Source organism: Peribacillus simplex NBRC 15720 = DSM 1321, from assembly GCF_002243645.1.
Classification (GTDB): Bacteria; Bacillota; Bacilli; order Bacillales; family DSM-1321; genus Peribacillus; species Peribacillus simplex.
In genome coordinates, this window is record NZ_CP017704.1 from 4,849,884 (window position 1) to 4,874,932 (window position 25,049).

Annotated in this window: 26 protein-coding genes and 3 pseudogenes; 22 read left to right on the top strand and 7 right to left on the bottom strand. The window is 35.5% G+C overall.

All coding sequences use genetic code 11. The annotated features are described in order from the left end of the window. Positions 1-56: 56 nt before the first annotated feature. Positions 57-239: a hypothetical protein gene (locus BS1321_RS23435; protein ID WP_063236090.1), complete on the top strand. Its 183-nt coding sequence runs from the start codon at positions 57-59 to the stop codon at positions 237-239. Here BS1321_RS23435 and BS1321_RS23440 read toward each other — a convergent pair. Further along, complete coding sequence (locus BS1321_RS23440) at positions 226-1,044, bottom strand: histidinol-phosphatase (protein ID WP_174524200.1); 819 nt, start codon at positions 1,042-1,044, stop codon at positions 226-228. The genes BS1321_RS23435 and BS1321_RS23440 overlap by 14 nt on opposite strands. A gap of 279 nt (positions 1,045-1,323) precedes the next feature. Here BS1321_RS23440 and BS1321_RS23445 point away from each other — a divergent pair, with 279 nt between their 5' ends. The 4 genes and pseudogenes from BS1321_RS23445 to BS1321_RS23460 all read left to right on the top strand — a co-directional run bounded on the left by BS1321_RS23445 (position 1,324) and on the right by BS1321_RS23460 (position 4,368). Continuing rightward, entirely contained in the window at positions 1,324-1,959 is a 636-nt protein-coding gene (locus BS1321_RS23445) for an FMN-dependent NADH-azoreductase (protein WP_063236091.1), read from the top strand. Positions 1,960-2,217: 258 nt separating this feature from the next. Continuing rightward, positions 2,218-2,565: pseudogene (locus BS1321_RS23450) on the top strand (Lrp/AsnC family transcriptional regulator). A gap of 494 nt (positions 2,566-3,059) precedes the next feature. Beyond that, on the top strand, positions 3,060-3,689 hold the full coding sequence (locus tag BS1321_RS23455; protein WP_063236114.1) for a fumarylacetoacetate hydrolase family protein: 630 nt from the start codon (positions 3,060-3,062) through the stop codon (positions 3,687-3,689). A 250-nt stretch (positions 3,690-3,939) separates the two neighbouring features. Beyond that, complete coding sequence (locus BS1321_RS23460; protein WP_063236092.1) at positions 3,940-4,368, top strand: MarR family winged helix-turn-helix transcriptional regulator; 429 nt, start codon at positions 3,940-3,942, stop codon at positions 4,366-4,368. Positions 4,369-4,738: 370 nt separating this feature from the next. Here BS1321_RS23460 and BS1321_RS23465 read toward each other — a convergent pair. Next, positions 4,739-5,533, bottom strand: a pseudogene (locus tag BS1321_RS23465) (MFS transporter). Between BS1321_RS23465 and BS1321_RS23470 the strand changes: the two are divergent. The 8 genes from BS1321_RS23470 to BS1321_RS23505 all read left to right on the top strand — a co-directional run bounded on the left by BS1321_RS23470 (position 5,502) and on the right by BS1321_RS23505 (position 12,430). Continuing rightward, positions 5,502-6,314 carry a lyase family protein gene (locus tag BS1321_RS23470; protein WP_232522720.1) on the top strand — a complete coding sequence of 271 codons (813 nt, stop codon included), beginning with the start codon at positions 5,502-5,504 and terminating at the stop codon, positions 6,312-6,314. The pseudogene BS1321_RS23465 and the gene BS1321_RS23470 sit on opposite strands and share 32 nt — an antisense overlap. 34 nt (positions 6,315-6,348) lie before the next feature. Next, the gene (locus BS1321_RS23475; RefSeq protein WP_144478306.1) at positions 6,349-6,615 is read left to right on the top strand and encodes a hypothetical protein; all 267 of its coding nucleotides are present in this window, start codon (positions 6,349-6,351) and stop codon (positions 6,613-6,615) included. 83 nt (positions 6,616-6,698) lie between these two features. Next, complete coding sequence (locus tag BS1321_RS23480) at positions 6,699-7,397, top strand: GntR family transcriptional regulator (protein WP_063236094.1); 699 nt, start codon at positions 6,699-6,701, stop codon at positions 7,395-7,397. Positions 7,398-7,421: 24 nt separating this feature from the next. Continuing rightward, complete coding sequence (locus BS1321_RS23485) at positions 7,422-8,588, top strand: M20/M25/M40 family metallo-hydrolase (RefSeq protein WP_063236095.1); 1,167 nt, start codon at positions 7,422-7,424, stop codon at positions 8,586-8,588. A gap of 12 nt (positions 8,589-8,600) precedes the next feature. Further along, positions 8,601-9,443, top strand: coding sequence for an ABC transporter permease (locus BS1321_RS23490; protein ID WP_063236096.1), 843 nt, complete (start codon positions 8,601-8,603; stop codon positions 9,441-9,443). Continuing rightward, positions 9,440-10,228: an ABC transporter permease gene (locus BS1321_RS23495; protein WP_063236097.1), complete on the top strand. Its 789-nt coding sequence runs from the start codon at positions 9,440-9,442 to the stop codon at positions 10,226-10,228. The genes BS1321_RS23490 and BS1321_RS23495 overlap by 4 nt, the downstream gene beginning before the upstream one ends. Before the next feature lie 23 nt (positions 10,229-10,251). After that, complete coding sequence (locus BS1321_RS23500) at positions 10,252-11,334, top strand: ABC transporter substrate-binding protein (RefSeq protein WP_063236098.1); 1,083 nt, start codon at positions 10,252-10,254, stop codon at positions 11,332-11,334. Between the two features lie 13 nt (positions 11,335-11,347). Continuing rightward, entirely contained in the window at positions 11,348-12,430 is a 1,083-nt protein-coding gene (locus tag BS1321_RS23505) for an ABC transporter ATP-binding protein (protein ID WP_063236099.1), read from the top strand. Positions 12,431-13,130: 700 nt separating this feature from the next. Here BS1321_RS23505 and BS1321_RS27660 read toward each other — a convergent pair. Further along, complete coding sequence (locus BS1321_RS27660; protein WP_069981786.1) at positions 13,131-13,652, bottom strand: cyclophilin-like fold protein; 522 nt, start codon at positions 13,650-13,652, stop codon at positions 13,131-13,133. Positions 13,653-14,264: 612 nt separating this feature from the next. Between BS1321_RS27660 and BS1321_RS23515 the strand changes: the two genes are divergently transcribed. Then, positions 14,265-14,663: a MerR family transcriptional regulator gene (locus BS1321_RS23515; protein ID WP_063236100.1), complete on the top strand. Its 399-nt coding sequence runs from the start codon at positions 14,265-14,267 to the stop codon at positions 14,661-14,663. Between the two features lie 273 nt (positions 14,664-14,936). Here BS1321_RS23515 and BS1321_RS23520 read toward each other — a convergent pair whose 3' ends face one another. Together BS1321_RS23520 and BS1321_RS23525 are read right to left on the bottom strand one after the other, a co-directional pair. Further along, on the bottom strand, positions 14,937-16,106 hold the full coding sequence (locus BS1321_RS23520; protein ID WP_063236116.1) for an MFS transporter: 1,170 nt from the start codon (positions 16,104-16,106) through the stop codon (positions 14,937-14,939). Positions 16,107-16,300: 194 nt separating this feature from the next. Beyond that, positions 16,301-17,362: an NAD(P)-dependent alcohol dehydrogenase gene (locus tag BS1321_RS23525; protein WP_063236101.1), complete on the bottom strand. Its 1,062-nt coding sequence runs from the start codon at positions 17,360-17,362 to the stop codon at positions 16,301-16,303. Between the two features lie 650 nt (positions 17,363-18,012). On the opposite strand from BS1321_RS23525, the gene BS1321_RS23530 reads away from it, so the two are divergent. Further along, complete coding sequence (locus BS1321_RS23530) at positions 18,013-18,156, top strand: SDR family oxidoreductase (protein ID WP_230163542.1); 144 nt, start codon at positions 18,013-18,015, stop codon at positions 18,154-18,156. A gap of 68 nt (positions 18,157-18,224) precedes the next feature. On the opposite strand, the gene BS1321_RS23535 is transcribed toward BS1321_RS23530, so the two are convergent. Continuing rightward, entirely contained in the window at positions 18,225-18,620 is a 396-nt protein-coding gene (locus tag BS1321_RS23535; protein ID WP_063236102.1) for a cupin domain-containing protein, read from the bottom strand. Positions 18,621-18,639: 19 nt separating this feature from the next. Continuing rightward, the gene (locus BS1321_RS23540; protein ID WP_063236103.1) at positions 18,640-18,960 is read right to left on the bottom strand and encodes a carboxymuconolactone decarboxylase family protein; all 321 of its coding nucleotides are present in this window, start codon (positions 18,958-18,960) and stop codon (positions 18,640-18,642) included. Positions 18,961-19,138: 178 nt separating this feature from the next. Here BS1321_RS23540 and BS1321_RS23545 point away from each other — a divergent pair. The 7 genes and pseudogenes from BS1321_RS23545 to BS1321_RS27665 all read left to right on the top strand — a co-directional run. Next, a pseudogene (locus tag BS1321_RS23545) lies at positions 19,139-19,225 on the top strand (MerR family DNA-binding transcriptional regulator); the annotation flags it as partial. A 363-nt stretch (positions 19,226-19,588) separates the two neighbouring features. Beyond that, positions 19,589-20,533: a sporulation protein gene (locus tag BS1321_RS23550; RefSeq protein ID WP_063236104.1), complete on the top strand. Its 945-nt coding sequence runs from the start codon at positions 19,589-19,591 to the stop codon at positions 20,531-20,533. A gap of 615 nt (positions 20,534-21,148) precedes the next feature. After that, complete coding sequence (locus BS1321_RS23555) at positions 21,149-21,832, top strand: C40 family peptidase (protein WP_063236117.1); 684 nt, start codon at positions 21,149-21,151, stop codon at positions 21,830-21,832. 741 nt (positions 21,833-22,573) lie between these two features. Then, a complete protein-coding gene (locus BS1321_RS23560; RefSeq protein WP_063236105.1) occupies positions 22,574-23,224 on the top strand; it encodes a helix-turn-helix transcriptional regulator in 651 nt (216 codons plus the stop codon). A gap of 10 nt (positions 23,225-23,234) precedes the next feature. Further along, on the top strand, positions 23,235-23,609 hold the full coding sequence (locus tag BS1321_RS23565) for a RidA family protein (RefSeq protein ID WP_063236106.1): 375 nt from the start codon (positions 23,235-23,237) through the stop codon (positions 23,607-23,609). Positions 23,610-23,682: 73 nt separating this feature from the next. Then, a complete protein-coding gene (locus BS1321_RS23570; protein WP_063236107.1) occupies positions 23,683-24,786 on the top strand; it encodes a threonine synthase in 1,104 nt (367 codons plus the stop codon). A gap of 44 nt (positions 24,787-24,830) precedes the next feature. Further along, positions 24,831-24,968, top strand: a complete 138-nt coding sequence (locus BS1321_RS27665; RefSeq protein ID WP_155726537.1) for a hypothetical protein — start codon at positions 24,831-24,833, stop codon at positions 24,966-24,968. Positions 24,969-25,049 lie beyond the last annotated feature (81 nt).

Here is a 25,049-nt window from a genome sequence, read left to right on the forward strand (position 1 = left end):
TATTTTATGTTCATAAAAAAGATTGGTACCGATTCTTTGATCAGATAAGGGGTGTAATGAAATTCCAAGCACGATTCATTATCGATTCCTGTCCACGAATTATTTTTTGTGCTTCGGCCTTCGTAGTAGCAAAAGGATTGAAAAACATCATTCCATTCGTCCGATACAAATTGTTACAGGACGCTCAAGCGATTGGACAAGTTCTATTCCTTTTGACTAAGAAGATCAAAGTGGAGTGAGAATCCTTTGCTTGTTAACAAAGTAAGCCCACTCAGAAAAGCCGATCTTCTTTAGTCTTTTTTTAACTAGTTCAAATTCATCTCCAATACGTTCAGGTGTATGCGAATCTGATCCAAATGTTACCTTCACATTATAGAAAAGAGCTCGTTCTAAAATGTCATCTGCTGGATACCACCCACCACAATCTTTTGTTTTACCAGAGGTATTAATCTCAATGGCGATATCTTCCTGACTAATGATTTTTAACGTTTTTTCAATACTGTCTGTTTCAATGGATGAAAAGGCTGGATAAAACCCTTTCATTGCATCAATATGTCCTAAGATTTGAAACATTCCGCTTTTTGCAGATTTCTGTATTAATTCATAGTATTCATCCTTTATTCTTGACTGTTCTTTAGTGGTTAAACCATTCCAACGCTCTTTTTTAAAAATGCTAATGTCTTGAACATAATGAACAGATCCAATTATGTAGTCAAAAGGATGTAAAAGAAATTGATGACGGTAGACTTCAATGTGTTCAGGGAAGAAATCACTTTCCATTCCTAATAACACGTGAATTTTACCTTCATATTTCTTTTTTAAGCGAAGTACTTCCTCAATATAAGGGACAAGTTCACTTTTTGCCATTGCAATCGTTGGGTAGAGATGGTCGTCCTCACTATAAAAATATGGAGAATGATCAGAAATCCCAATATATTGCAAGCCGTATTCAATGGCTTGCTTTACATAATCCTCAATTGTGCCGATAGCATGTCCACAGCGCTGGTGGTGAGTGTGCAGATCAAATTTTATTGAATTCGTCATTTCCTTAAGCCCTCCTAAAATGAACCAGAATGTCTTGTTTTATCATATCCAAAATTCCACTCTTTCTCACAAATTGAAAGAAGATTTATACCTTCCTTAAATCTGCCTGGGAAACATGAAAAAAGCTTGGTGCTGCCCCTCGAAAACAAATTTCTATTTTACGGATTTAATTTAATGCATATCAATTAAATATATTTTAGTACGAGTAATTGTATAAATGTTGAATTTCCTAGACAAACTAGAATGTTCAAATATGTAAAAGGAAAGGAAAGATACAGAATGACAAAGGTATTGTACATCACAGCTCATCCTCATGATGACAAACAATCTTACAGTATGGCCGTTGGAAAAGCTTTTATTGACACTTATAAAGAAGTAAATCCTAGTCATGAAATAGTGAATATTGACCTTTATAAAGAAAATATTCCTCAAATTGATGTAGATGTTTTCAGTGGTTGGGGGAAACTTCAATCTGGAAAGGGCTTTGAAGACCTTTCGTCCGAAGAGAAAGCAAAAGTTAGTCGACTCTCAGAGTTATGTGAGCAATTTATAGCTGCCGATAAATATATATTTGTAACACCTTTATGGAATTTTTCATTCCCACCAGTAATGAAAGCATATATTGATTCCGTTGCTGTTGCAGGTAAATCATTTAAATACACCGAACAAGGCCCAGTTGGTCTTTTGACTGATAAGAAAGCCTTGCATATTCAAGCTCGTGGTGGTATTTATTCAGAAGGACCAGCAGCTGAAATGGAAATGGGTCACCGATATCTAAATATCATTATGCAATTCTTCGGAGTGCCTTCCTTTGAAGGTGTATTCGTTGAAGGACATGCAGCAATGCCTGATAAAGCACAAGAAATAAAAGAAAATGCTATTGCACGATCAAAAGATTTAGCCTCTACTTTTTAAATCAAAGAGTCAACAACTTGTTGGCTCTTTTTTTGTCATAATGAACTGGTAATAAGTGGAATGATTCTTATTTCACCAATCAGGCGCATTTCTCTAAATAAAGGAGTATGCTTTTTTATTTAGTCTGCTAGTGGTTATAGGGGGTGCCTTTGTAATAATTATAGTGCCAAAATGTTTCCTTTGAAGTTCCCCTTTGGAATTCCCTTTTAAAAGAAATAGGGTATCTTGCATGAACTATCCAATAACAGTCGAATCACAATGAAGAATTGGGAGAGCAAGTCCATTTGGCTGGTCAAGCAGCTGCATCTAGAGTTGCTAAATTAGAGGATAATGTAGTGATTGAGGGGTATAGCATTCAAGTAAATCAAGTCAAATTAGGGTGTTTTATACATGCTTATATTACTATCATTATAAAAAGCACTTATCATCAACCATATCTGACGTTCATAAAAACACAGGAACAATACATAATACATAACTATAAAATCAGTGGAGATGGTTGTTATCTTCTCGAATGCAATTTTCCATCTAATGAAGTATTAGATGAGTTTTTGGGAGACTTAAATAGGCATGCACTACAAATTATCGATTGTTATCAATAAATAGGGCATCAATCAATAAAACTATAAGAATGATTTGAGATAATAAGGTAGGATAAAGAATCTGAAACAACTATTTTAAACACCGTCCGAAAAATAGGACGGCGCTATATGTGTTTTATGAAAAAAAGTTTAAATACTTTATAAAGGAGAAAAAAGGGAAAGCACCACATCTGGTATATGTTCCACCAAAGAACGTGAAAAATTTTCATTATAAATATTCTTCTAATCCGTTATAATCATTTGACCATAAGTAAAGGAAAAAAATAACGGTAGCCATCATTCTGATAAAATCCAGACCAACCTAACATCGTTCGAACAAGGAATAATATTAATCATTGTATAAAAAGTCAGAAAAATATAAAATATATTCAAATCGGTTTTTTCTGTGATTATTTTACTGGGAACAAATTTGGCTTACTATTGTAACTACAATCTTTATTAATTATTAAATTTTTATTTTGAAATTACATTTCTTAAAAGAAAAGAGTGAGTTTAATGATGAAAGACATTAAAAATATCTATTGTGTAGGTCGAAATTATGCTTTGCATGCAAAAGAATTAAATAATGAAGTACCAACTTCTCCTTTTTTATTTTCAAAACCAACTCATTCGCTTGTGGAAGCAAATGGTAAGTCCATTACGTTGCCGAGTAATCAGGGTTCCGTTCACTTTGAAACTGAACTTGTCATACATATCGCAAAGCAGTACGAATCAGGAATGAAAGTAGATGAAATAGTAGATGCCATGGCCATTGGGTTGGATTTAACACTTAGAGATGTTCAATCACAGTTAAAACAAAAACAGCATCCTTGGCTTTTGGCTAAAGGATTCAAAAATTCAGCTGTTCTTAGTGATTTTATTCCGTTTCCAGGTGTCGAAGCATGTGAACAATTAGATTTTTCACTTTTAAAAAATGGTGAGCGTGTACAAGTCGGAAATATTAAAGACTTACTTTTTGATTTGCAAACCATTATAGAATTTACAGCAGAGCATTTTGGGCTTGAGCAAGGAGATATTATTTTTACCGGTACTCCAAGTGGCGTCGGTCCTCTTTCAGATCAAGACAAGCTTTCATTAAACTGGGGTGCAAATGAAATAGGATCATGTTCAGTCACACTGAATTCATGAAAAAAAGAGCAGTCATTTTGACTGTTTTTTTTATGGAATAACTCAATTTTAGACAAAAAGAAGAAACTCGTCTAAAATGAAAAGAACAATACCATACATGGAAACTGCCAATATGGCACACACTTTTTAAAAAAGTTTGACCATTAAATTCTGGCTTTGGTAAAATTATTTTTTATGGAGTATTTTAGATATGATAATCGATTAAAGTACCATATTTTAATTATAAAGGATAGAACAGGGTGGAATGTGCATGAAAAACAATCAAGAAAAGAAGTATTTAGATAATTGGCTATCTCTTACTAATATTCAAATGAGCATTACGAATGAGTTGGAAAGTGCTTTGCAAAAAAATCATAACCTTTCGTTAAAAGAGTTTTACGTTCTTTATTTTTTATCCAAAACAAGCGATAAACAATTGAGGCTACAACAATTACAAGAGATGGTAGGATTAAGCCAAAGTGCTATATCTAGGCTGGTAGGTAGGCTAGAAGCAAAAAGCTGCGGTGCATTACAAAGGCATATATGTGAAGATGATCGAAGAGGTATCTATACACGTTTAACTACATTAGGTGAAGAGAAACTACAAATTTCCTTAAATACTTTTCATGAAATTCTGCACTCTGCTTTTTCAAAAGGAAACCTTCAAGAAGAATTACAATCCTTAATCCAGAAATTATAATATGGTACTTATTTTTAGTAATAAGTGAAGTCGGTTATTTCTATATATATTAGATAGGAATATACCTTTAGCCCAGTATGGTATAAATGAACTGAATTTATTTAAATCTGAGTGTTGTTTGTATTTTATTCGACTTTTGATTTTTATTATCAACAGACCTTTTAGCCAATTAATGACTAGTTAAATGCGTGCGCATGCATTTAAATTAACAGTAGATGTATTTATTAGTTAAGAGTGTATTCAATTTGTCCACGAAAGCTGGATTATATAGGTACTGCAGCATAATGCGCCAGATAAGAAACAGTCACTATCTGTTCCTTTAGCTGGCGCTTGCTGATGAAAAGGATTGTTTTAAAAATGCATCATTCCTTTAAACTTTCTTTCCGCTGTTACTTGCATCACTAAGTGTAAGTGATTTAGTTTCGGGAGCCCAAGCTATTGATACAACTGCTCCAATAATAAGTACAGCTGTGAGACAAAACATTGTGAATTGGATTCCAAAATTTGCTATCCCCATTGGTAGTAGGAATGTCCCTATTGCTGATCCTAATCTACTTATTGATGTTGCAAGTCCAACGCCAGTAGATCGAATTTCTGTTGGAAAGCTCTAGGCTGGAAATACGCCAACCAAGTTGCTGACAGCAGACATAATCAAGGTAAAGATGGCAAAAGAAAGTATCATAAGTACTGTTGCACTGCTAGGTAGAACACTTAGAAGAGAGAGAGTAACGATTAATACAATAAAAGAGGAGATTAAGAATCCTCTACGAGAAAATTTAACCGTAAACCAAATACCTAAAACGGCACCTGCTATAAGTAGACCATTTAATAGGAAATCTGTGCCATAGCCTTCACTCAGTCCGATTGCATCGAGAATACTTGGTAAAAATGTGTAAATAGCGAAGTAAGGGATGACGAGACAAACGAAAAATATACAATTGAAAGCAGTGCGTTTTCTTATATCTTTACGAAATAAAGTTGCAAAACTGCTATTCGTTTGTACTGGTCTTTCATCATCAAGTACAATATTGGGGCCGACATGTTTCTTGACAATTTCTCGGGCTTCTTCAATCCGTCCTTTACTAATCAGCCATCTTGGTGATTCAGGTGTACCCATTCGCAAAAACAAAATGATGACAGCTGGAATCGCAGACGAAGCAAGCATCCATCGCCAAGCATCTGGTGCGGAGTCTACTGCTAGTATGCCAACTGCAGTGGGAACTGGTATCGGAGTGGCGCCTGGCTATACAGAAAAGATGTATGAATATTTGCCTGAGGTATCACATTTAGCTGTTATCAAAATGGGTAATTTTTTCGATGGACTGCAAAATGCAGACACATACTTAAAAATATCTTCTTGTTTAAAAGGATTATCGAGTGGATTATCGAAAATGGCTAGTGATTTAAGGTTACTTTCATCAGGGTCAAGGGAGGGATTTGCTGAAATCAAATTGCCAGCGGTACAGCCAGGTTCTTCCATTATGCCTGGGGAAATCAATCCATGTATACCTGAAATGATGATGCAAGTTTGTTTTGATGTATATGGAAATGATCAAGCAATTACATTCGCTGTAGATCGTGGCGAACTGGATTTGAACATCTGGGAACCGACTATTTTGAAAAATATATTTGACTCTTTTTCTATTTTGACCAAATGTATTACCATGTTTACTGAAAAGTGCCTAAATGGTATTGAAGCGAATAAAACGGTTTGTTTGAATAATGCGGAAAATTCTTTATCTTTGTCCGTGGTCACTTCTTCTCTATTCGGGTATCAAGCAGCAAACGAGGTAGCTTTAGAAGCATACGAAAAAAAACTAACAGTAAGAGAAGCAGCAGTCGACAAAGGACTTTTAAGCGAAGCTGAAGCGGCTTTGTTACTCAATCCTGAAAACTTAATTGATTCTGTAAAGATGCAACATTTGTTAAACTCCAGAATAAATTAATAGCCTAAAATCATGGAACCTAACAAGCATTAAAATGGAAAATGAAGAGCAAAGAGGGAATTTGAACAACAGTCAGGCTGAAACTATTCTTTTAATAAGGAATATCAAAAAAAGCTTTAAAAGATCCTTATATATAGAAGAAACTTGCCAAAAAACCTTTGCTTTTCTAATAAATTCATTGAACTATGCCCCATTTTTCGGACAGTATAAAAAATTGCCTATGCCGCTAATAGGTGGTCCCGGTATTGTACCGGGCCATTTAGTGACACGGGTATTCTGGGAAACTAAAATAATTTTATAAAATATTCAGAATTTTAAAATAAATATATTGTGCATTGTATACAATATGGCATATAATGAGTTTAATATACAAAAGGAGGGCAAATGGATGCAATGAAGTTAAATAAAATTAAATCTGTTTCAATTGCTTCAGAAGTTTTTGATCAACTTAGATTAAAAATAATCAATGGTGAGTTGAAAAATGGAGAGCGATTGGTTGAAATGAATCTAGCCAAGGAAATGGGAGTAAGCAGAACTCCTGTTAGAGAAGCGGTACAACGATTAGAACAAGAAGGTTTAGTTGAAATACTCCCCAGAAAACACTGCGTTGTGAAAGGCATAACCTTTGAAGCCATCAATGAAATTGTCCTCATTCGTTCGTTATTAGAGCCTACTGCTGCTAGAGTCGCAGCGTCCAAAATCACCGATGAACAGCTATTGAAATTAAAGAGTTATCTAGAACAGTCTGAAATGTATTTTCAACAAGGTAGAATTGAAGACCTTATGAAGGTCCATGATTTATTTCATGCGGAAATCATTAAAACTTCTGGGTTAAACAGACTGATCAATATGCTAGAAAACCTACATGATTATATTGTTCATTTTAGATATTCCTTTTTAAGCAGACCCCACCTTGTAGAAAGATCCATCAAAGAGCATTCTGAAATCTATGAAGCTTTATGTAGTCGTGACGAAGACAGAGTAGAAAAAGTATTTATCAAACATCTGAGCGGAATTACAGATTATGAAAAAGTGGTTTTGGAAGATAATATGCTTTCGGAACAAATCGGTTTGGAAAAATGATGTATTTAGAACAGGGGGATAATAATGAGTAATAAGACGACAAGTATCCGTGAGGAAATCAAAGAAACGATTCGAGTTTTAAGTGAAGAAGTAGGGCAACGATTCGCAGGAACAGAAGGTGAGTGGAAGGGTACAGATTATATCCACCAAAGACTTAGCGAATTAGGAGTAGAAACTGTAAAGCAAGTGTATCCTTTTGTGGGGTGGGAGCCTGAAGGTACACCGGAGCTTGAAATCTTGTCTCCAATTTCTAAAGTGTTAAAAACTGCTTATCTACTGTTCTCTGGATCTACTCCAAGTTCAGGAATTAATGGGAAGCTTACATATCATGGAATAAAAGGATTGATTCCGGGCGTTTATGATATGCCTTGTTACAATGTCTTAGGCGCTGAAGGAGAAATACTGGCACAGGTTGTTGTAAATAGCGGTGGCGACCCGATTGCATTATTGAATCCAAGAGCAAAATTCCCAATTCCTGCTGTAGTGATGAGTTATGAAGATCATCTTCGTGTACAGGAGTTATTAAATGAAAATCATGACATTGAGGTATTTGTTAAGGTAGAGGGGAAAATTAAGGAATGTAAATCGGCAAACATCATTAGTCATCCATATAAATCGAAAAATACAGCTAAAAAGAAAAAAGTAATTGTTTGTGGTCACTCTGATACTACGTTAAATACTCCTGGAGCCTATGATAATGGTTCAGGTATAGCAGGAATCGTTGAAGTTGCCAGAAGACTGAAAACCGAAAATCATAATTTTCCTTTTGATGTTGATGTCATAGCATTTTCCAATGAAGAAGTTGGATTCATAGGAGCCGATTATTATGTTAACGATTTAAAAGAAAAAGGAACACTTAATGAAGTAGCGGCAGTTATCAATCTTGACCAAATTAGTGCTGGAGATAAGATATGGTCTTGGGTAGGGCCGGAGGATTTCCGTCAAAAGGTAAAAGATAGTTTCAGAGAAGCTGGAGCTTATGATAGAGATGACTTCGAAGTTGATGTTGATACTCCTAAAGCGGGAGCCGATGAATGGATGTTCCATTTAGAAGGGATTCCAACGGCGCTCCTTATGTTTTGGAGATTACCGGACTATCACCGTCCGACAGATACTATGGAAAAAATCGAATATGACAAAGTGGAGCTTATTATCGAGACTGTTTTCAACTTACTCAATCGAATAGAGTAAAGGAGAATTCCCATGTCCAAAAAAACTGTTCTTTTCCTATTGGCCCCATCCGTATTGATCTTATTAGGACTTTTTGTTATTCCTTTAATTGTTGTGCTTAATAATTCCATCTTGGATGAAAGCGGAAGAATAACTTTTCAGCATTATCTTTTATATTTTAAGGATCAACACTATTTATCTATTACCATACGATCAATAAAAATCTCCTTAATAGCTACGTTTATCACTTTGTTGGTCGGTTATTTTATCGCCTACTTCATTACCAAATATATCAAGAGTAAGAAAATTAAGCGTATTGCCTATATCGTGATCATATCACCATTATTTACGAGCGCTGTCGTAAGGTCATTTGGATGGATGGTCATTTTAGGGAATAACGGATTTATCAACAAGACTCTATTAGGGCTGGGTATCATCTCCCAGCCTCTAAGACTTCTGTATAACGAGACTGGTATAATAATAGGTTTGGTGTATATATTGGCTCCTTTTATGATTTTATCCATTACGACAGTTTTGGAGAATATAGACAGCAGGCTGGAAGAGGCTGCGTTGGATTTAGGTTTAGATCGTTTACAAACCTTTCTAAAGGTAACGCTTCCATTGACAGTCCCAGGAATATTGGCTGGCAGTGTGATGGTTTTTTCTCTGGCTATTAGTGCGTATGTAACACCTGCTATGCTTTCCGGTGGAAGGATCCAATTAATAGCGACCGTTATCTATGAACAGATGATGCAAGTATTCAACTATCAGTTCGGTTCTGCGATTGCTTTTGTTGTGTTAATCTTTAGCTTTTTGATTATTGGATTGAACCATTATTTATTAAGGTCTGACTGGATAGAGGAGGGAAGACGTTGATCTCAAAAGTAGTTATGTGGACAATAGGTGGCTTCCTGCTTTTATTTCTGGCCTTTCCATTATTGGTTTTGATTAATGTTTCGTTTACCGAACTAAATTATTTAAGTTTTCCTGGACAAGGATTTACATTGAAATGGTATCAAAAGCTTTTTGAGGATATATCGTACGTAGAATCCTTCATATATAGTTTTAAACTATCGGGAGTTGCTACTCTAGGTGCGATATTAATTGGTATTCCAGCCTCATATGGTTTGGCAAGGAATAATTTTAAAGGCAAGGGGATTGTGATGAGTCTTATCTCATCCCCTCTCTTGCTCCCTCAAATCTTCTTAGGCTTGGCACTGCTTCAGTTTTTTTACTACTTTACTAATAGCCCACAGAATTTCTTTACCCTAGTGTTAGGTCATATCATTATTACATTGCCTTATGTGGTTCGGACGTGTGTGAATAGCTTCCTGGGGATAAGCCCATATATTGAAGAAGCAGGAAGGGATTTAGGTGCAGGTGCATTGAAAACCTTTTTCATCATTACATTGCCACAGATGAAATCTAGCATTATCGCAGGAACGCTGTTTTCCTTTGCCGTTTCATGGGTAAATGTTGAAGTTACGATCTTCTTGACCTCTGCCGATCAGATGGCACTTCCGGTAAAAATGTTCAATTATGTTCAATACAACATCGATCCAATGATAGCTGCTGTTTCAGCCGTAACGATTTATATTGCATTTTTCTTAATTCTTGTCATTGATATGTTAGTAGGTATTGAGAATGTTGCTTCAAAATAAAACATGAGACAAGGGGATGTGCCATGAAGAAGTTAAGTGTTTACACTATTTTGTTGGCAATAATTTTAGTAGTAGCTACCGGTTGCGGAAAGCCTGTTCAACCCAAAAGTGGGGCGACAGAAGCCAATTCAGATGTACAAGAACAAGAAATATCCATTGCCATTTTCGGTGGTGACTGGGGCGAAACTATCAAGAAGCATATCATTCAACCTTTTGAAAAAGAGACTGGTATCAAGGTGAAAATCATTGAAGGCAATTCAACGGCAACTTTTTCCCGTCTATTACAGGAAAAAGAGGCGCCTACCATTGATTTAGCCTTAATGGATTCCGGAATATCTGAACTAGCCCACGAAAAAGGAATTGTTGAAAATATTGAAAAAAGTAAACTCAAAGAAAACGCCGCCCTTCTGCCAGAAGCATATCAAGGTAATGGTGAAGAAGTATTTGGAGTTGCTCTAGGGTATTGGGGGCTAGGGATTGTTTATAACAAGGACGTAATTAAAAACCCACCAAAGTCGTGGAAAGACCTTTGGAAGGAAGAGTACAAAGGGAAAATAACGGTTCCTACACCTGCTACTACCGGAGGACTTCCTTTATTGGTACAAGTTTCTGAGCTTGAAAAAGAAGCAAAAGGAAAAGTAGAAAAAGGACTTGGGAAAATGAAGGAATTAGAAGTAGTAGCATACTTCGATGGTTCTGGAACGGCTACAAATCTATATCAAAGCGGGGAAGCATCAGTTGGAGCTCACTACGGAGGCCCTACATATGTTATGCAAGACCAAGGTCAACCGATTGAATTTGTAGTACCGAAAGAAGGCGTTTTAGGTGCAGGTAGCTTTTGGCATGTTGTGAAAGGCTCGAAAAAGTCTGAGCAGGTTTATTCCTTCTTAAATTATGCTACTACTAAGATTGCACAGGAAGGAATTGCGAGTGATTTATATTTGGCACCCGTTCATAAGGGTGTTGAATTAGATGAAAAAACCCTTGAAAGAATGCCATATGGTAAAAACGGCACCTTACAGGATTTGAACATGCCTGATTATAATCTTATAAACCAGCATCGAGATGAGTGGAACGAGTTATGGAACAGAGAAATCGGAAATTAAGGAGGTTTCAATCATGTCAGTGGTTCCGATTGTAGAAAACAATATAGCACATGTAGCCAAAGAAAAGGACAACATTATTGAGTTAAATAGCATCACGAAAAAATATAGTCAAGCAACTGCCGTAGACAACATTTCCATTAATATAAAGGAGGGTGAGTTCCTCTCGCTTCTTGGTCCAAGCGGATGTGGGAAAACCACTACCCTTAGAATGATTGGCGGTTTTGAGCTTCCAAATCAAGGCAGTATAAAGATCGATGGAAAAGAAGCCGGTAATTTGCCACCCAACCTACGTCCGGTTAATACGGTTTTTCAAAACTATGCTTTGTTTCCACATTTGAGCATTTACAATAATATTGCTTTTGGATTAAAGCAAAAAAAAATATCAAAGGTGCAAATTGCAAGGGATACAACCGAAATTGTCGAAATTATGGGGTTGCAGCAGCACAAGGATAAATATCCAAGGCAACTTTCAGGTGGTCAACAGCAAAGGGTTGCTCTCGCAAGAGCTCTGGTCAACAAGCCAAGAGTGCTCCTTCTAGATGAACCACTGGGAGCACTAGATTTAAAGCTAAGAAAAAAGATGCAGTTTGAATTAAAAAAACTTCATGAACAATTCGAAATCACGTTCATATATGTCACTCATGATCAAGAAGAAGCATTAATCATGTCCGATCGAATTGCTGTTATGAACCAAGGTAGAATCGAACAAATTGACACGCCTCAGCAAATCTATAACAATCCAAAGACTCTTTTTGTTGCCGACTTTATTGGGGAAACCAATGTAATAGATGTGGATTTATTAGAAAGCCAGAATAGAGAAAATCTATTAAATGAGTTTTCACAAGTTAGGAATTCAGGTAAAAAGCTTGTAATAAGACCTGAACACTTAAACATTACCCAAAGTCGCTTTCAGCCTAATAGAATTACGTTTGAGGCTAAATTAAAAAAGGTCCATTTTGTAGGTTCAAAAAGAGTGGTAGAGTGTGTATCAGGCTCTCAGGAGATTGTTGTAAACCTATCTGATGAGGAGCAAATGGATCATCTTGGTGAGAGTATTTGCTTGAGTGCTAGAAAAGACTTGGTGAAAATACTTTAATATGTTGGTAAGCTCTGTTAAGAGGAAACTTTACAGAGCTTTTTTTTATTCAAGTAACTGGACTACTTTATAAAAGGCCAGCAACAGAGGTTGAAATTGCCGATGATACAAGTTTCTTTAAGACCATTCATAAATCAAAAGGCGATGAATTTGATAATGTTCTTGTTGTGATCCCAACAATTAATGATAATAAGAGTTTGGAATTTTTACTTGCACCTAAATGAGTAAGGAAGATCATCGGGTTTATTATGTGGTGTTAAGTAGGGCGAAGAAGAAGCTATATATTAATGTAACGGAAATTTCGAGCAGAGTAATTCAGGAGTTAGAGCATTTAAATATAGACCATATTTATCTGTAACAGACGATTTATTTTAAAATAGGAGTTGGAATCAAGTGCTTTTCTGTGAGAGTATAAGGGAAATTTATATTCAAATATGTTGAATTTGGATTATAAAAACTCTTGATGAAATGGACCAAAGAGGGCCAATAGTCACCAAATGAGAAAATTATTTACTTTATCTGAATGCAAAAAGCTCCATAAAGTTTCAATCCTGAGGCGCCTTTTTCATAATCGAAAAAACTTATCATGCCTATTTTACTTTCCATCGCAAACATTCCCTTTTCGCCTTTAATTTATTAAGATAGGTAAATTATTCTGTCATAAGTTTAATCTTTTCTTTTATAGATATAGATCTGAAACTTAATTAATCTTTTCAATTTTAACTGGAAAATCATCATTGATACCTGCAAGCTTTTCTGTTCCAGATACAATTTTACCTAATTTAATAAGTCTATTTGAATAGCCAAAATCTTTATAAAATATGGCCAAATTTCCCCAAGGGGAAAAATAAGTGAAATCTCCAACTGAAGGCTCACTCCCTGATGGTGCATCTTCTGTAGATAATCTTTTTGGTAGAAGACTAATTTTTTCGGTTACTGCATGATCTTCTAATGTTAATGTTAATGGCAGTAATGTTAAAAAATCCCTACTCGTTGGATTATCATACATGTTCACAATTACTTCCTCGTTATTAAAAGTCAATTTTATCCTAACATCTTTTAAATTATCATTATCAATTGTAGAATCTTGACTATTCTCATTGCTTGAAGTATTACTCACAGTATCACCGCCATTAGTATTAGATCCATTATTGTCATTACTGCCGCAAGCAGCGAGAGCAAAGGTCATCGTCAAAATGAGGACCAGAGATACTTTTTTCATCTTGTTTTTCTCCTGTAAAATTATTTTATGTCGAATGAATGGAAATTTTCTCTTTTTGCCAGTAGTAGTTCAGCATGATTGGCTAATACGTTGATTTTCTATCCTTTTTAAGAGCATATTCAGCTACCTATTCCATTTGTTCATGTGAGGATACAACGTTTACTATATAAAATGCTTGATGAATCTCTTCTTAGATCTCTTGTAAACGGGATTCACGACGAGCTGCTAAAACAAATTTTACGCCTTTAGATGTATGTTCTCTAGCAGTCACTTCTCCAATTTACGGTTTATGTTATACATAAAGATTCTCCTTCATTCCTAATAAATAGGTAGAACCACATAAGTATTCAATATTTAATATTGATAAGAATAGGTTAATCGTTAAAGTCGTCTTTAAAGCAAGGAGTTTTTTTCATTTTTCTTTTAATATTATGAGTTGTGTTAAAGTTTACTTTAAGGCTTATATTAATGTTGAAGTGAACAATATCTATCTGATCAAAGTGAGGAAAGGAAGGGATATAGAAGAGGAGATAATCAACTTTAATTCTAATCTTAAAAATGATGCTTTTGAGATTGAACTGAACTAATAATAACGATGGAGGTTGTAATGGAATGGAATTTCATATAAAAGAGGCTGCTGCAAGGGTAGGTTTACCTACACATACACTTCGATATTATGAACAAGAGGGTCTTCTACCCTTTGTAAAAAGAGATGACAATGGAAATCGTATTTTTGAAGAGGCCGATTTAACGTGGTTAGAGTTTATTGTATGTTTACGGAAAACTGATATCGCTCTTTCGGAATTACGTAAGATAGTTGAGTTAACACAAGAAGGTGAGTGTACATTCGCTCTACGCAAACAGATATTTGAAAAACATAAAGAGAAAATGATGGAGAAACAAAGAGAATTGGATATAGCTTTTAAAAAAATTGAAACGAAAATAGAGTACTACGATAAATTAGAAAAGAAGTATCAAGAAGAAAAAGAAAGTGTGTCGCCTAAAGCTTAATTAAGAAATCACCAGGTCGTTTCTTTTAGCCAATGGACAAATTGCACTAAATTTTATGGCGTACTTTAGAGTGTAATGGGTATATTAATATGTATAAAACAGTAAAAATGCTTTTTTGGGGGGAATTGTAAGATCATTTCATTTATAGTATGGTTGTTCAAATACTAAGAATGGTATGGATCTGTAAAAACAATAATGTGAAATTAGAAGCTTTCCAATGGCAAAACAGTGTATGCTCATTTCTTAATGAGCATACACTGTTTTATTTATTGTTTATTTAGATAGTTGTTTTGTGGGACTATACATGTAATTTCTTAGTAAAATAAATACTACACTCAATATTAATGATAATAATCCCACTAATACGACGTATTGTGTACCCATTCCTGAAATAAATAATCCACCTACAGCAGTGCCAAATGTTGTTCCAAGGTTAACTGATGTTAAAAATAAGCCATTAGCGAAATCTGGAGCTTCGGGAGCTGAAGACATAATCCAATATTGATTAATATTAGTTCCTATACCAGCTAATATTCCCCATACTAAAGTAATGATAGCCATAGGTACAGTAAACTGTCCCATTAAGAATAATATGATGTAAACTATTCCTAATGCGAGTGGATAAGAAACAACAGATTTGATGGCATCTTTAGTAAGTAACTTCCCCGCTATAATGTTTCCAATAATACTTGCCCCACCAAATATGACTAACATAAAACTAATTGATTTCCCAGAGATATTCGTAACGGTTTTAAGATACTCAGCAAGATAACTATAAACCCCAAATACTGCTGAATTTAGGAAAATGACAGCAATAATAGCTAACCAAGTAATCGGCTTTTTTAATACGCTTAATTGAGATCCGTAAGAAAGTCTTTCCTTAACAGGCATTGAAGGGAAAAATACAAATGTAGCAATGAATGCTATAGCAGTCACAATAGCAAAGAATAACATCGCCATTTGAAACGAAACTGCACTAGCAAGAAAACTTGCGACTGGTACACCAAGTACCATACCTGCAGATACCCCTATAAGTACCTTAGCAACGGCTTTTGGAGATTCTTCCTTGTGAACCGAGTTAGCAGCCATTGTAAAAGCCGCTGAAAAATAAATTGGATGAAAAATGGCCGGAATAACACGAGCAATTATAGCGATGGTAAAGTTAGATGTGAATATGGAGACAATGTTACCCAGAACGAAAATACCAAGTACAAGTAACATTGCCCTCTTGCGATTTAGCCCAGAAAATAATAGCGGCATAGTAGGACCACATATTGAAACAGTAAGTGCAAAGAGACTCACCAACAACCCAGCCTTAGATACACTGATTCGAAAGTGGTCAGCAATGTAGGGTAATATCCCTATAACCCCCATTTCAGTATTTATGATGCCGAAAGCTCCTATGGCCAATATAAATATAAGTAAATTATTTCGTTTAGCTATCATAATTCCTCTCCCATTTTCATTTTAATGAGACCCTATATATATAACATGGTAAGTGTGCCCAGATTTTTATTTATATAATAAGAAAACCCTCAGAACACGATTTCAGGAAACAAAGTTGGGGTAGCCAATTCAATTGGCTACCCCAACTTTCATCAGGCCCTGTTTAAGATGCCAGAAGACATCTTTCCGAATTACAAGGTAGAAATGTCAATAACGAATCGATAACGCACATCACTACGGAGAATGCGCTCATACGCTTCATCTACTTGATCAGCACGGATTAATTCAATCATAGGAGCAATGCCATGTTGAACAGCAAAATCAAGCATTTCTTGTGTTTCACGAATGCCACCAACGAGTGAACCAGCAATGCTACGACGACCCATGATTAGAGAAAACACACTGTATTGATCTGGATCGGCTGGTGCACCAACATTGACAAGTGTTCCATCTACACGAAGCAAGGATAAATATTGATCAACATTCAGATTTGCCGACACAGTATTTAAGATGAGGTCAAAACGACCTGCTAATTCAGTGAATGCAGCAGAATCACTCGTTGCATAGTAATGGTCTGCGCCAAAACCTAGAGCTTCCTCTTTTTTATTTATAGAACGACTCAAGACCGTTACTTCAGCACCCATAGCATGTGCAAATTGGATCGCCACGTGTCCAAGACCTCCCATTCCCACAATGGCAACCTTCTTACCTGGACCAGCGTTCCAGTGTTTCAAAGGAGAGAATGTGGTGATACCTGCACATAAGAGTGGGCTTGCCACATCCATTTCCAGACCGTCTGGGATACGAACAACGAATCCTTCCTTTACGACGATTTTTTGGCTATATCCACCGTATGTTGGATTTCCATCATAGTCTAATGAGTTATATGTGTTGATAACGCCTTTTGTACAAAATTGCTCCTCACCACTTAGGCAGTATTCGCACTCTCCACAGGAGTTAACAAAACAACCAACGCCAACGCGATCACCAACCGCAAATTTTGTAACGGCTGAACCTACTGCTGCTACGACTCCTGCAATTTCGTGACCAGGAACCATTGGGAAGATCCCACCGCCCCATTCATCAAATGCACTGTGAATGTCAGAGTGGCAGATACCACTAAATTTAATATCGATTAAGACGTCATCTGTTCGTAATTCTCTACGCTCAATAGTAGTATGTTCAAATTTCGCCTTTGCACGTGGAGCACTTAGAACACGTGTCGAATTCATGTTGTTATGATTATTACACATAAAATAAAACACAATCCTTTCCTAATAAAAATATTAAGTTCACTGAGTAAACTCATAATTCTTAATGTATTTAATCAGTGACAAGACTAGCTTAATCCTTAAAGTGTACTTTAAAGCAAGGGATTTTCTTAAAATTTTTTTGTCTTTTTTCTTAACATATTTTTACTAAATAATACAAATCTAAATTATCAACGATTTGATCTAGTGAAGATGAAAAATTCACTTAATTTTACCGGCTGCTTTAATGCAAACTTTAAAGCCTATAATCATGATATAGAATTCTATTTGGTTTTTATCAGCCTCTTTTTAGTTGACTTAAAGTCGACTTTAAATTGTAAGGTTATTTCAAAAGATGTGATGAATTAATTATGAATACAATTATTCAACAATGGAACAATCAAGAGAAAACTGAAAAATTAGGTGTTTCACCTGAAGATATTAAGCCAAATGCAGCAGTTCTATTTTATGGTGCCGTAAAGAACTCCAAGAGTGCAGAGAGAAGATGTTTATGTTCCACCGACGTTTGGAGAAATTGCGGGAGAAAAAGCTCTTCAATTGGAAGTGGTCGATTATATTGACCGCATACCCATGGCGCGGCCAAGCATTACGCGAATATTTGGCTCGAGAAGAGTGGTCTTAATTACACGAATATTAGTCCAGGGGGATTGACCAATGATCCTGGAACTGGGAAGGTAAAAGTGGCAGTTGACCTTGCTTACGGGCAAATTTCTCCTGAAGACGTTGCATCAGCTATTATTTCTGCACTGGAGAATGATCGTACGAATGAAGTATGAAGTTTTTGTATTCCCACTGCCACATAAATTGAATAAAGCATCGAGTCTATAGATTCGATGCTTTATTTTTATAATTTATTAAACCATTCATCATCGACAGGTTCCAACCATTCTGTTTCTCCCGGCGTCATTGCTAAGTGTACAAACCAGCTGTCTTTTGTCGCACCGTGCCAGTGTTTTACATGCGGCGGAATGTTTACTACATCGCCTTTTTTGAGTAATTGAGCTGGTTTGTCTTCTTCTTGAAACCAACCCTCACCACCTGTCACTAACAAAACTTGTCCAACTTTATGAGAGTGCCAGTTATTGCGAGCTCCTGGTGAAAAGGTTACATTCCCGATTGATGCATTGAGTGGCTTCTCATCGGTAAATACCATTTGTAAGTAAGCGTCTCCTATAAAGTTTGCTTCAACTTTTTCGCCCAATGGAAAGATTGTGCTATTACTTAATTCTTCGTGTTCCATATTTAATCCCTACTTTCTTTTAATCGTTATAAATTTCTTTTGCAATGTTAAATGCTGACCAAGCTTTAGGCCATCCTGCATAGAACGAAAGATGAGTGATGACTTCCGCAATTTCTTCTCTCGTCACTCCGTTTGCTTTCGCTTTTTGAAGGTGTGGCGTCAATTGTTCAAAGTTTCCTCCAGCAATTAATGCAGAAACCGTAATCATACTGCGGTCGCGTGGAGATAGTTCTTTCTCGCGTGACCAAACTTCACCGAATAAAACGTCATCGTTAAGTTCAGCAAATTTGGGAGCGAATTCTCCCAACAAGTCTCGTCCAGCTGTTTGTTTTTCTGCCATGTTTAATCACTCCATTCATTCATTTTTTATTCATTACATGGTGTAGTATAGGGCTTAAAGTAAACTTTAAGTCAACAAAAATAATTAGTTTTTTTATACATCCTAAGAAATTGCAGCTTGACGTAATGTTAGTTTTAAATGATAAGTTCGGTACTTATTAGCGAGTGAGGTGAAAAAAATGAATATTGCACCAGAAGCAAGGCAATTTACCCTAACACCAGCAACACTCAGATATTACGAACGCGTAGGTTTGATTCCACCGATCCACTGAAGGAAAGTAGCGATATTTTATCAGTGATAGTATTTTCAAGTGGAAGTATCTTTTATGGTATTGCGAAAACATCGTAAAAAACAGTACGTTACTCGTTATGCAATTGAAGCAGCTATCTCGGCGTTTAGAGAAGGTGAACCTAGCATCAGAAAAAAGATGTCGTACTACATTATCATATGAAGATCACCTACTGCGGTAAAATTATTTGAAACTATTTTCATTTTTTGACGTATTACTATCAGGGATCATTTAGAAATCTCATGAAATACGCATAGATTTCTTGTCATTTCTTATTAGGCCCATATAACCTACATATTCTTAAGACGGTTTGAGATAATCTCGAAAGGAAGAGGAAGCATGTTCAAAAAAATTTTAGCAAGTTTAGGAAAAGGAGCCGCAACTGTAGATTTACAATGTGGTAATCGTAATTATCAAGCGGGAGAAAGCATACAAGGGGAGGTTGTCATTCAAGGTGGTGAGGTGAAACAGAAAATTAATCAATTGACTGTCCGGTTTATGATGAATGTGGTATTAAAACAAGGAAGCGTTTCTAAGGAAGTTGCCCAAATACCATTAGTTAATCGAGATTGTATTCACCCCAAAGAACGTAAGGTCATTCCTTTTCATTATGTCCTACCTATGAATATACCTATTTCAAGGGGAACTGTCTCATACTATCTGGATACACATCTTGATATTGAGGGAGGGGTTGACCGCAAAGATGTAGACCGGCTAGTCATCCAATCTCAGAAATCTATCCAATCCATTTTTAATGCAATGGATCAATTAGGTTTTCGCGAGACAGCCGACTCGGGTAAACTCGACCAATATGGACAGGAATTTGCTTTTTTCCCCACTCAACAATTCATGGGACAGGTAAATGAAGTTGAAATGCGGTTTGCCAATGAAGAATCAGGGATCCGGGTCTGGATGGAAGTTGACTGTAAAAGCGGCTACAAGGAAATTGAAGCAAAACGTGAGTTTCATTTAAATCAAAGTGTTCTTGAGCATGAAGCCGGACTTGAAAAACTACTTGTAAAATATATATCGGAAGCTATTGATCAGCCTTATGCTTTTACACAGCCGTTCTCTTATTCCACCAACCATCATCATGGTCGCGCTTCCCAATTAGGAAACGCTATACCTGGAATGGTTGGTGGATTAGCAGTGGGTGTTTTAGGGTCAATGTTATTTACTGAGATGATGGATGGATTTGATGTTGAGGAAATGTTTGAAGAAGCAACAGAAGATCTTGATGGAGGTTTTGATTCATTTTTTGATAATGGGGATGGGGAATCCTAATTAAGCCATTAGATTGTCCTGTGTTAGCCCAATATAATTAGTGAGAGTTAAGACTTGGTGAAAATACTTTAATATGTTGGTAAGCTCTGTTAAGAGGAAACTTTACAGAGCTTTTTTTTATTCAAGTAACTGGACAGCGGCTCAAACTCTTCACCGAAGTTAAGCAATCATTTCATGTTTCCTATAGAACAGTTCAGTAAAAACGAAGTCATATCTAGCCAATTGTGATATTTAAGGTCTAATGATAGGGGAAAGATATTTTGTAACGGATTAGGTGAAGCTAATCATGAAGCTAATCATGAAGCTAATCATTTTATGTGGATAATAATGTTCAAACAAAATCTTAACTTTAAAAAAAGAGCTTGAATTCCTTATATAGTAAGGAATTGGAGACAATATAAAAGATTGACTTTTAAAAGAGAAAAGTCTAAGCAAATTATTTTAGAATAAACCATAGTCTTAACACCCTTCGGGAATGTTAGGGTTATTTTGGTTATTTTGTATTTTCTGCACACTTTATGCATAAATTTGTAATCATATTGTAAAATTAGGTAAATATGTGTGTCACTTAAAGATGATAAAATTATAAAAAAAGAGATTTTATCGGGGGAGAAAATGAAAAAAATTATAGCATCTTTTGTAGTTTCTGGATTGTTACTATCAAATCCGTTGGTTAGTAATGCTGCATTGGGCGATCGTACATTAAAAAGTGGAATGACTCATACAGAAGTAAAACAATTACAAGAGGTATTAAAGAAAAAAGAATATTTTAAGAGTAATAATACAACTACATATTTTGGGACCGTTACTAAAAGTGCAGTCGTAAAGTTCCAAAAAAGTAAAGGCTTAAAAGCTGACGGTATTGTAGGTTCGAATACATATAAAGCATTGGGTGTAAAAAAGCAGACATCCAACGTAGCTAATATAAATAAAACAAGCAATAAACCTTCTGCGATAGTGACTGAAGCAAAAAAACATTTGAATGTACGGTATGTATGGGGTGGAACTACACGAAAAGGTTTTGATTGCAGCGGATTCCTAAAATACGTTTTCGAAAAAGGTGCAGATGTTACTTTACCAAGAACGGTATCGGAAATTTATAAAAAGGGGACAAAGGTGTCCAAACCACAAGTTGGAGATTTGGTCTTTTATGAAACCTATAAACCTGGTGCCTCGCATGCTGGTATTTATATCGGTGGTAATCAATTCATACACAGCTCCTCATCAAATGGTGTAAGCATTTCCTCCATGGATAATAGTTATTGGAAGAAAAGATATATAGGAGCAAAAAGAATGTAATCGAGAAAGTTGCCAGTTCTTTTTTTAGAGACTGGCTTTTATAGTTCTACCAATAGGTTATACTAAGAAGCCCTCTGATTCAGGAGACCTTTTGATCAATCTTTATTTCAAAGCTACTAATAAATTTTTTTGTAAAAAAATGAGATGGTTCTACTGTAGAACCATCTCATTAACATCTATTCTATAAATTTTAACAATCTTAATGCATTTAAAATAACAATTAAATAGCTCCTGAATATATTATTGTTATTGTATATTTTTATACTCTCCACAAAATCTGGAAAGATTCTAATATTGTTTGGTTAATGGAATCCTTTTCTAAATAACAGTAAAACATCTTCAAAAAACGGGTGGCGTTTCTTAAATGTAAGAAGGATCGCTTTTTGTAATCCCAACTAAACCAAGTGCCATTGAATTTGGAAATATAGATATAAAGGTTCTTTATGAAAGCGACAACGAATTTATTTTATGGAGCTATCGGGGCAGGATAGTCCAAGAGTGCGGTTTGATCTTTGTTCAACAATTGGGCCATATTGTTTAGTAAGAAAAATGAAGGTTGTGAAGAAACGTACTTAAACGAAGCAGTTTAGTTAAAGAAAGCCTATCTAATCATTCATATTTAGGTGATTTGCTAATCCTTAAGATGAATTTATTAAAATTTTATAAAAAAATCTACATATTGCTTTTTTTATATAAAAAAATATATAATTGAATGGAATTTAATAAATGAGGTAATTAGACATGGAAGAAATTAAGAAAGTATTAGAGAGTTATATCCCTATAGCAAAATCTACTGCAAAAATGTTTGGACCAAACTGTGAAGTCGTTATTCATGATTTGACGAACCCTCAAGCATCTGTAATGTTTACAGTAAATAACCATGTTACAGGAAGAGAAATCGGTCAATCATTTGATCACCTAGTGAAGACTGTATTACAATCAGAAGATTTTAAAGATGATTATCTTGCAGGTTATACATTTGTAACAGAAGATAAGCGTACTATTCGTTCTTCGACTTCATTAATACGTGATTCTAAGCAAAAAGTGATTGGTGCTTTCTGCATAAATTTTGATGTTGAAGCACTGAATCAAATGCAACAATTTATGAATACTTTTCTTGCTACACAAGTTGAAGTTCAAGAGAATGAAACAAAATCAGATGATGATATTGAAAATGTTGAAGGAATAGTGGATCAATTGATTCAACAAATCATTCAAAACAGTGTTCATCCAGTCATGAAACGCCATGAGAAGATTGAATTAATAAGATTTATGGACGAAAAAGGCATTTTTTTAATGAAAGGATCTGTTGAGAAGGTCGCATCTTTGTTAGGCATTTCCAAAGTAACAGTTTATAGTTATTTGGATGAAATCAAAAATAAATCAAGTTAAGGAGAATCAAATGAAAAGCATCTTTGAAGTAGGAAATTTAAAATCAAATGGACACTATGCATTAGCAACAGTTCATCAGAACACTGTCTATGTATCAGGGCAATTTGCCATTAATCCAGAAACCTGTGAAAAGAAATTTGGCACCATCGAAGAAGAAACATTACAAGCACTTAAGAATGTGGAAATGATTGTAGAAGCAGCTGGAAGTAAAAAAGAGCAGATTTTGCGTATGACATTATATATTCCGGATGTGAAATTATGGGATAAAGTAGATGCTGTTTATAAGGAATTTTTCGGTGAACATAAACCAGCTCGTACCGTTGTACCAACTAATGAATTACATTTTGGATTCAAAATTGAAATTGATGCCATTGCATATATTTAGTTATATTTTTTTATCTGTTTTATATAAAAAAGTCTAATTTATATAAAAAATTATTCGAAAGGATTGATAAATGATGAAACAATTTATTTGTAACAGTTGTGGCAAAAAGCATGATATTACACCAACTCTATGGAAATGTGAATGTGGCGGAGTATTAAACATAGTAAAAGATACCCCAAAAGTTGATATTGCAGCTTGGAATAACTATCCAAACTCATTATGGCGTTATTTTGAAACCATGCCATTCGCAAAAGATTCTAAGACATGGGAATCCGTGACAATGGGTGAAGGTCAATCACCTTTAATCGTTCTAGATCCTATGGAGCCAAATACGTATGTAAAAGTTGATTATATGATGCCTACATTATCCTTTAAAGATCGAGGAGCCGTTGTTTTGATGACAAAGGCAAAAGAATTAGGGGTATCAAAAGTAATTGCTGATAGTAGTGGTAATGCAGGAACGGCGATTGCAGCTTATGCAGCACGTTGTAATATTGCCTGTGATATATATCTAAGTGATGAAACTTCACCGAAAAAGATCGCTCAAATAAAAGCCCATGGAGCAACGATTAAAGAGATTCGTGGTACACGAGAGGACATTGCAGCTGCGGCACAAAAAGCAGTAGACGAAGAAAAAGTTTTTTACGCAAGTCATGTGTATAATCCTTATTTTTATGAAGGAACGAAAACATATGCCTATGAAATTTATGAACAATTAAATGGTGTGCCTGATGCTTTATTTATTCCGGTTGGAAACGGTACGCTTCTCCTAGGTGCGTACTATGGCTTTAAAGAGTTATTGGAAAATGGATTAATTGATAAAATACCGAAAATCGTTGCCATTCAAGCGGAGAACTGTGCGCCTCTTGTGAAAGCTTACCAAACAGGGGAGGAATCAGCACAACCTGTTACGAATAGAGGTACTTTAGCGGAAGGGATAGCTATTGCTGCACCAGCGCGTTCCAAACAAATTTTAGAAGCTGTACGTAATACCAATGGTACGTTTATTGATATTGAAGAAGATGAGATTCTGAGTGCACGCGCTAAGCTTAGTGAGAAAGGATTTTATGTGGAAGTGACATCAGCAGTAAACTATGCTGGATACATCAAGTATAAAAAGGCACCCGAAGAAAAAATAATCATACCTCTTTGTGGTGCAGGTATTAAATCAAAATAAACCCAGAAGGCCAGCTAGGTGAAAAAAGATGTAGGAGAGATAACATGAGAAACAAGTCAACGATAAAAATTATTGCAACTGGTGGAACAATTGCAGGGGCTGGTACTTCAAGTACAATGACTACGGGCTTTTTATTGCATATTAATCTCCCTATATTTGGACGGATTTTATCATCAGACTGAAAATCCCACTCTTCACCGTAGTAAAGCAATCATTTTATGCTTTCTAATATCAGTTCAGTAAAAACGAAGTCATATCTAGCC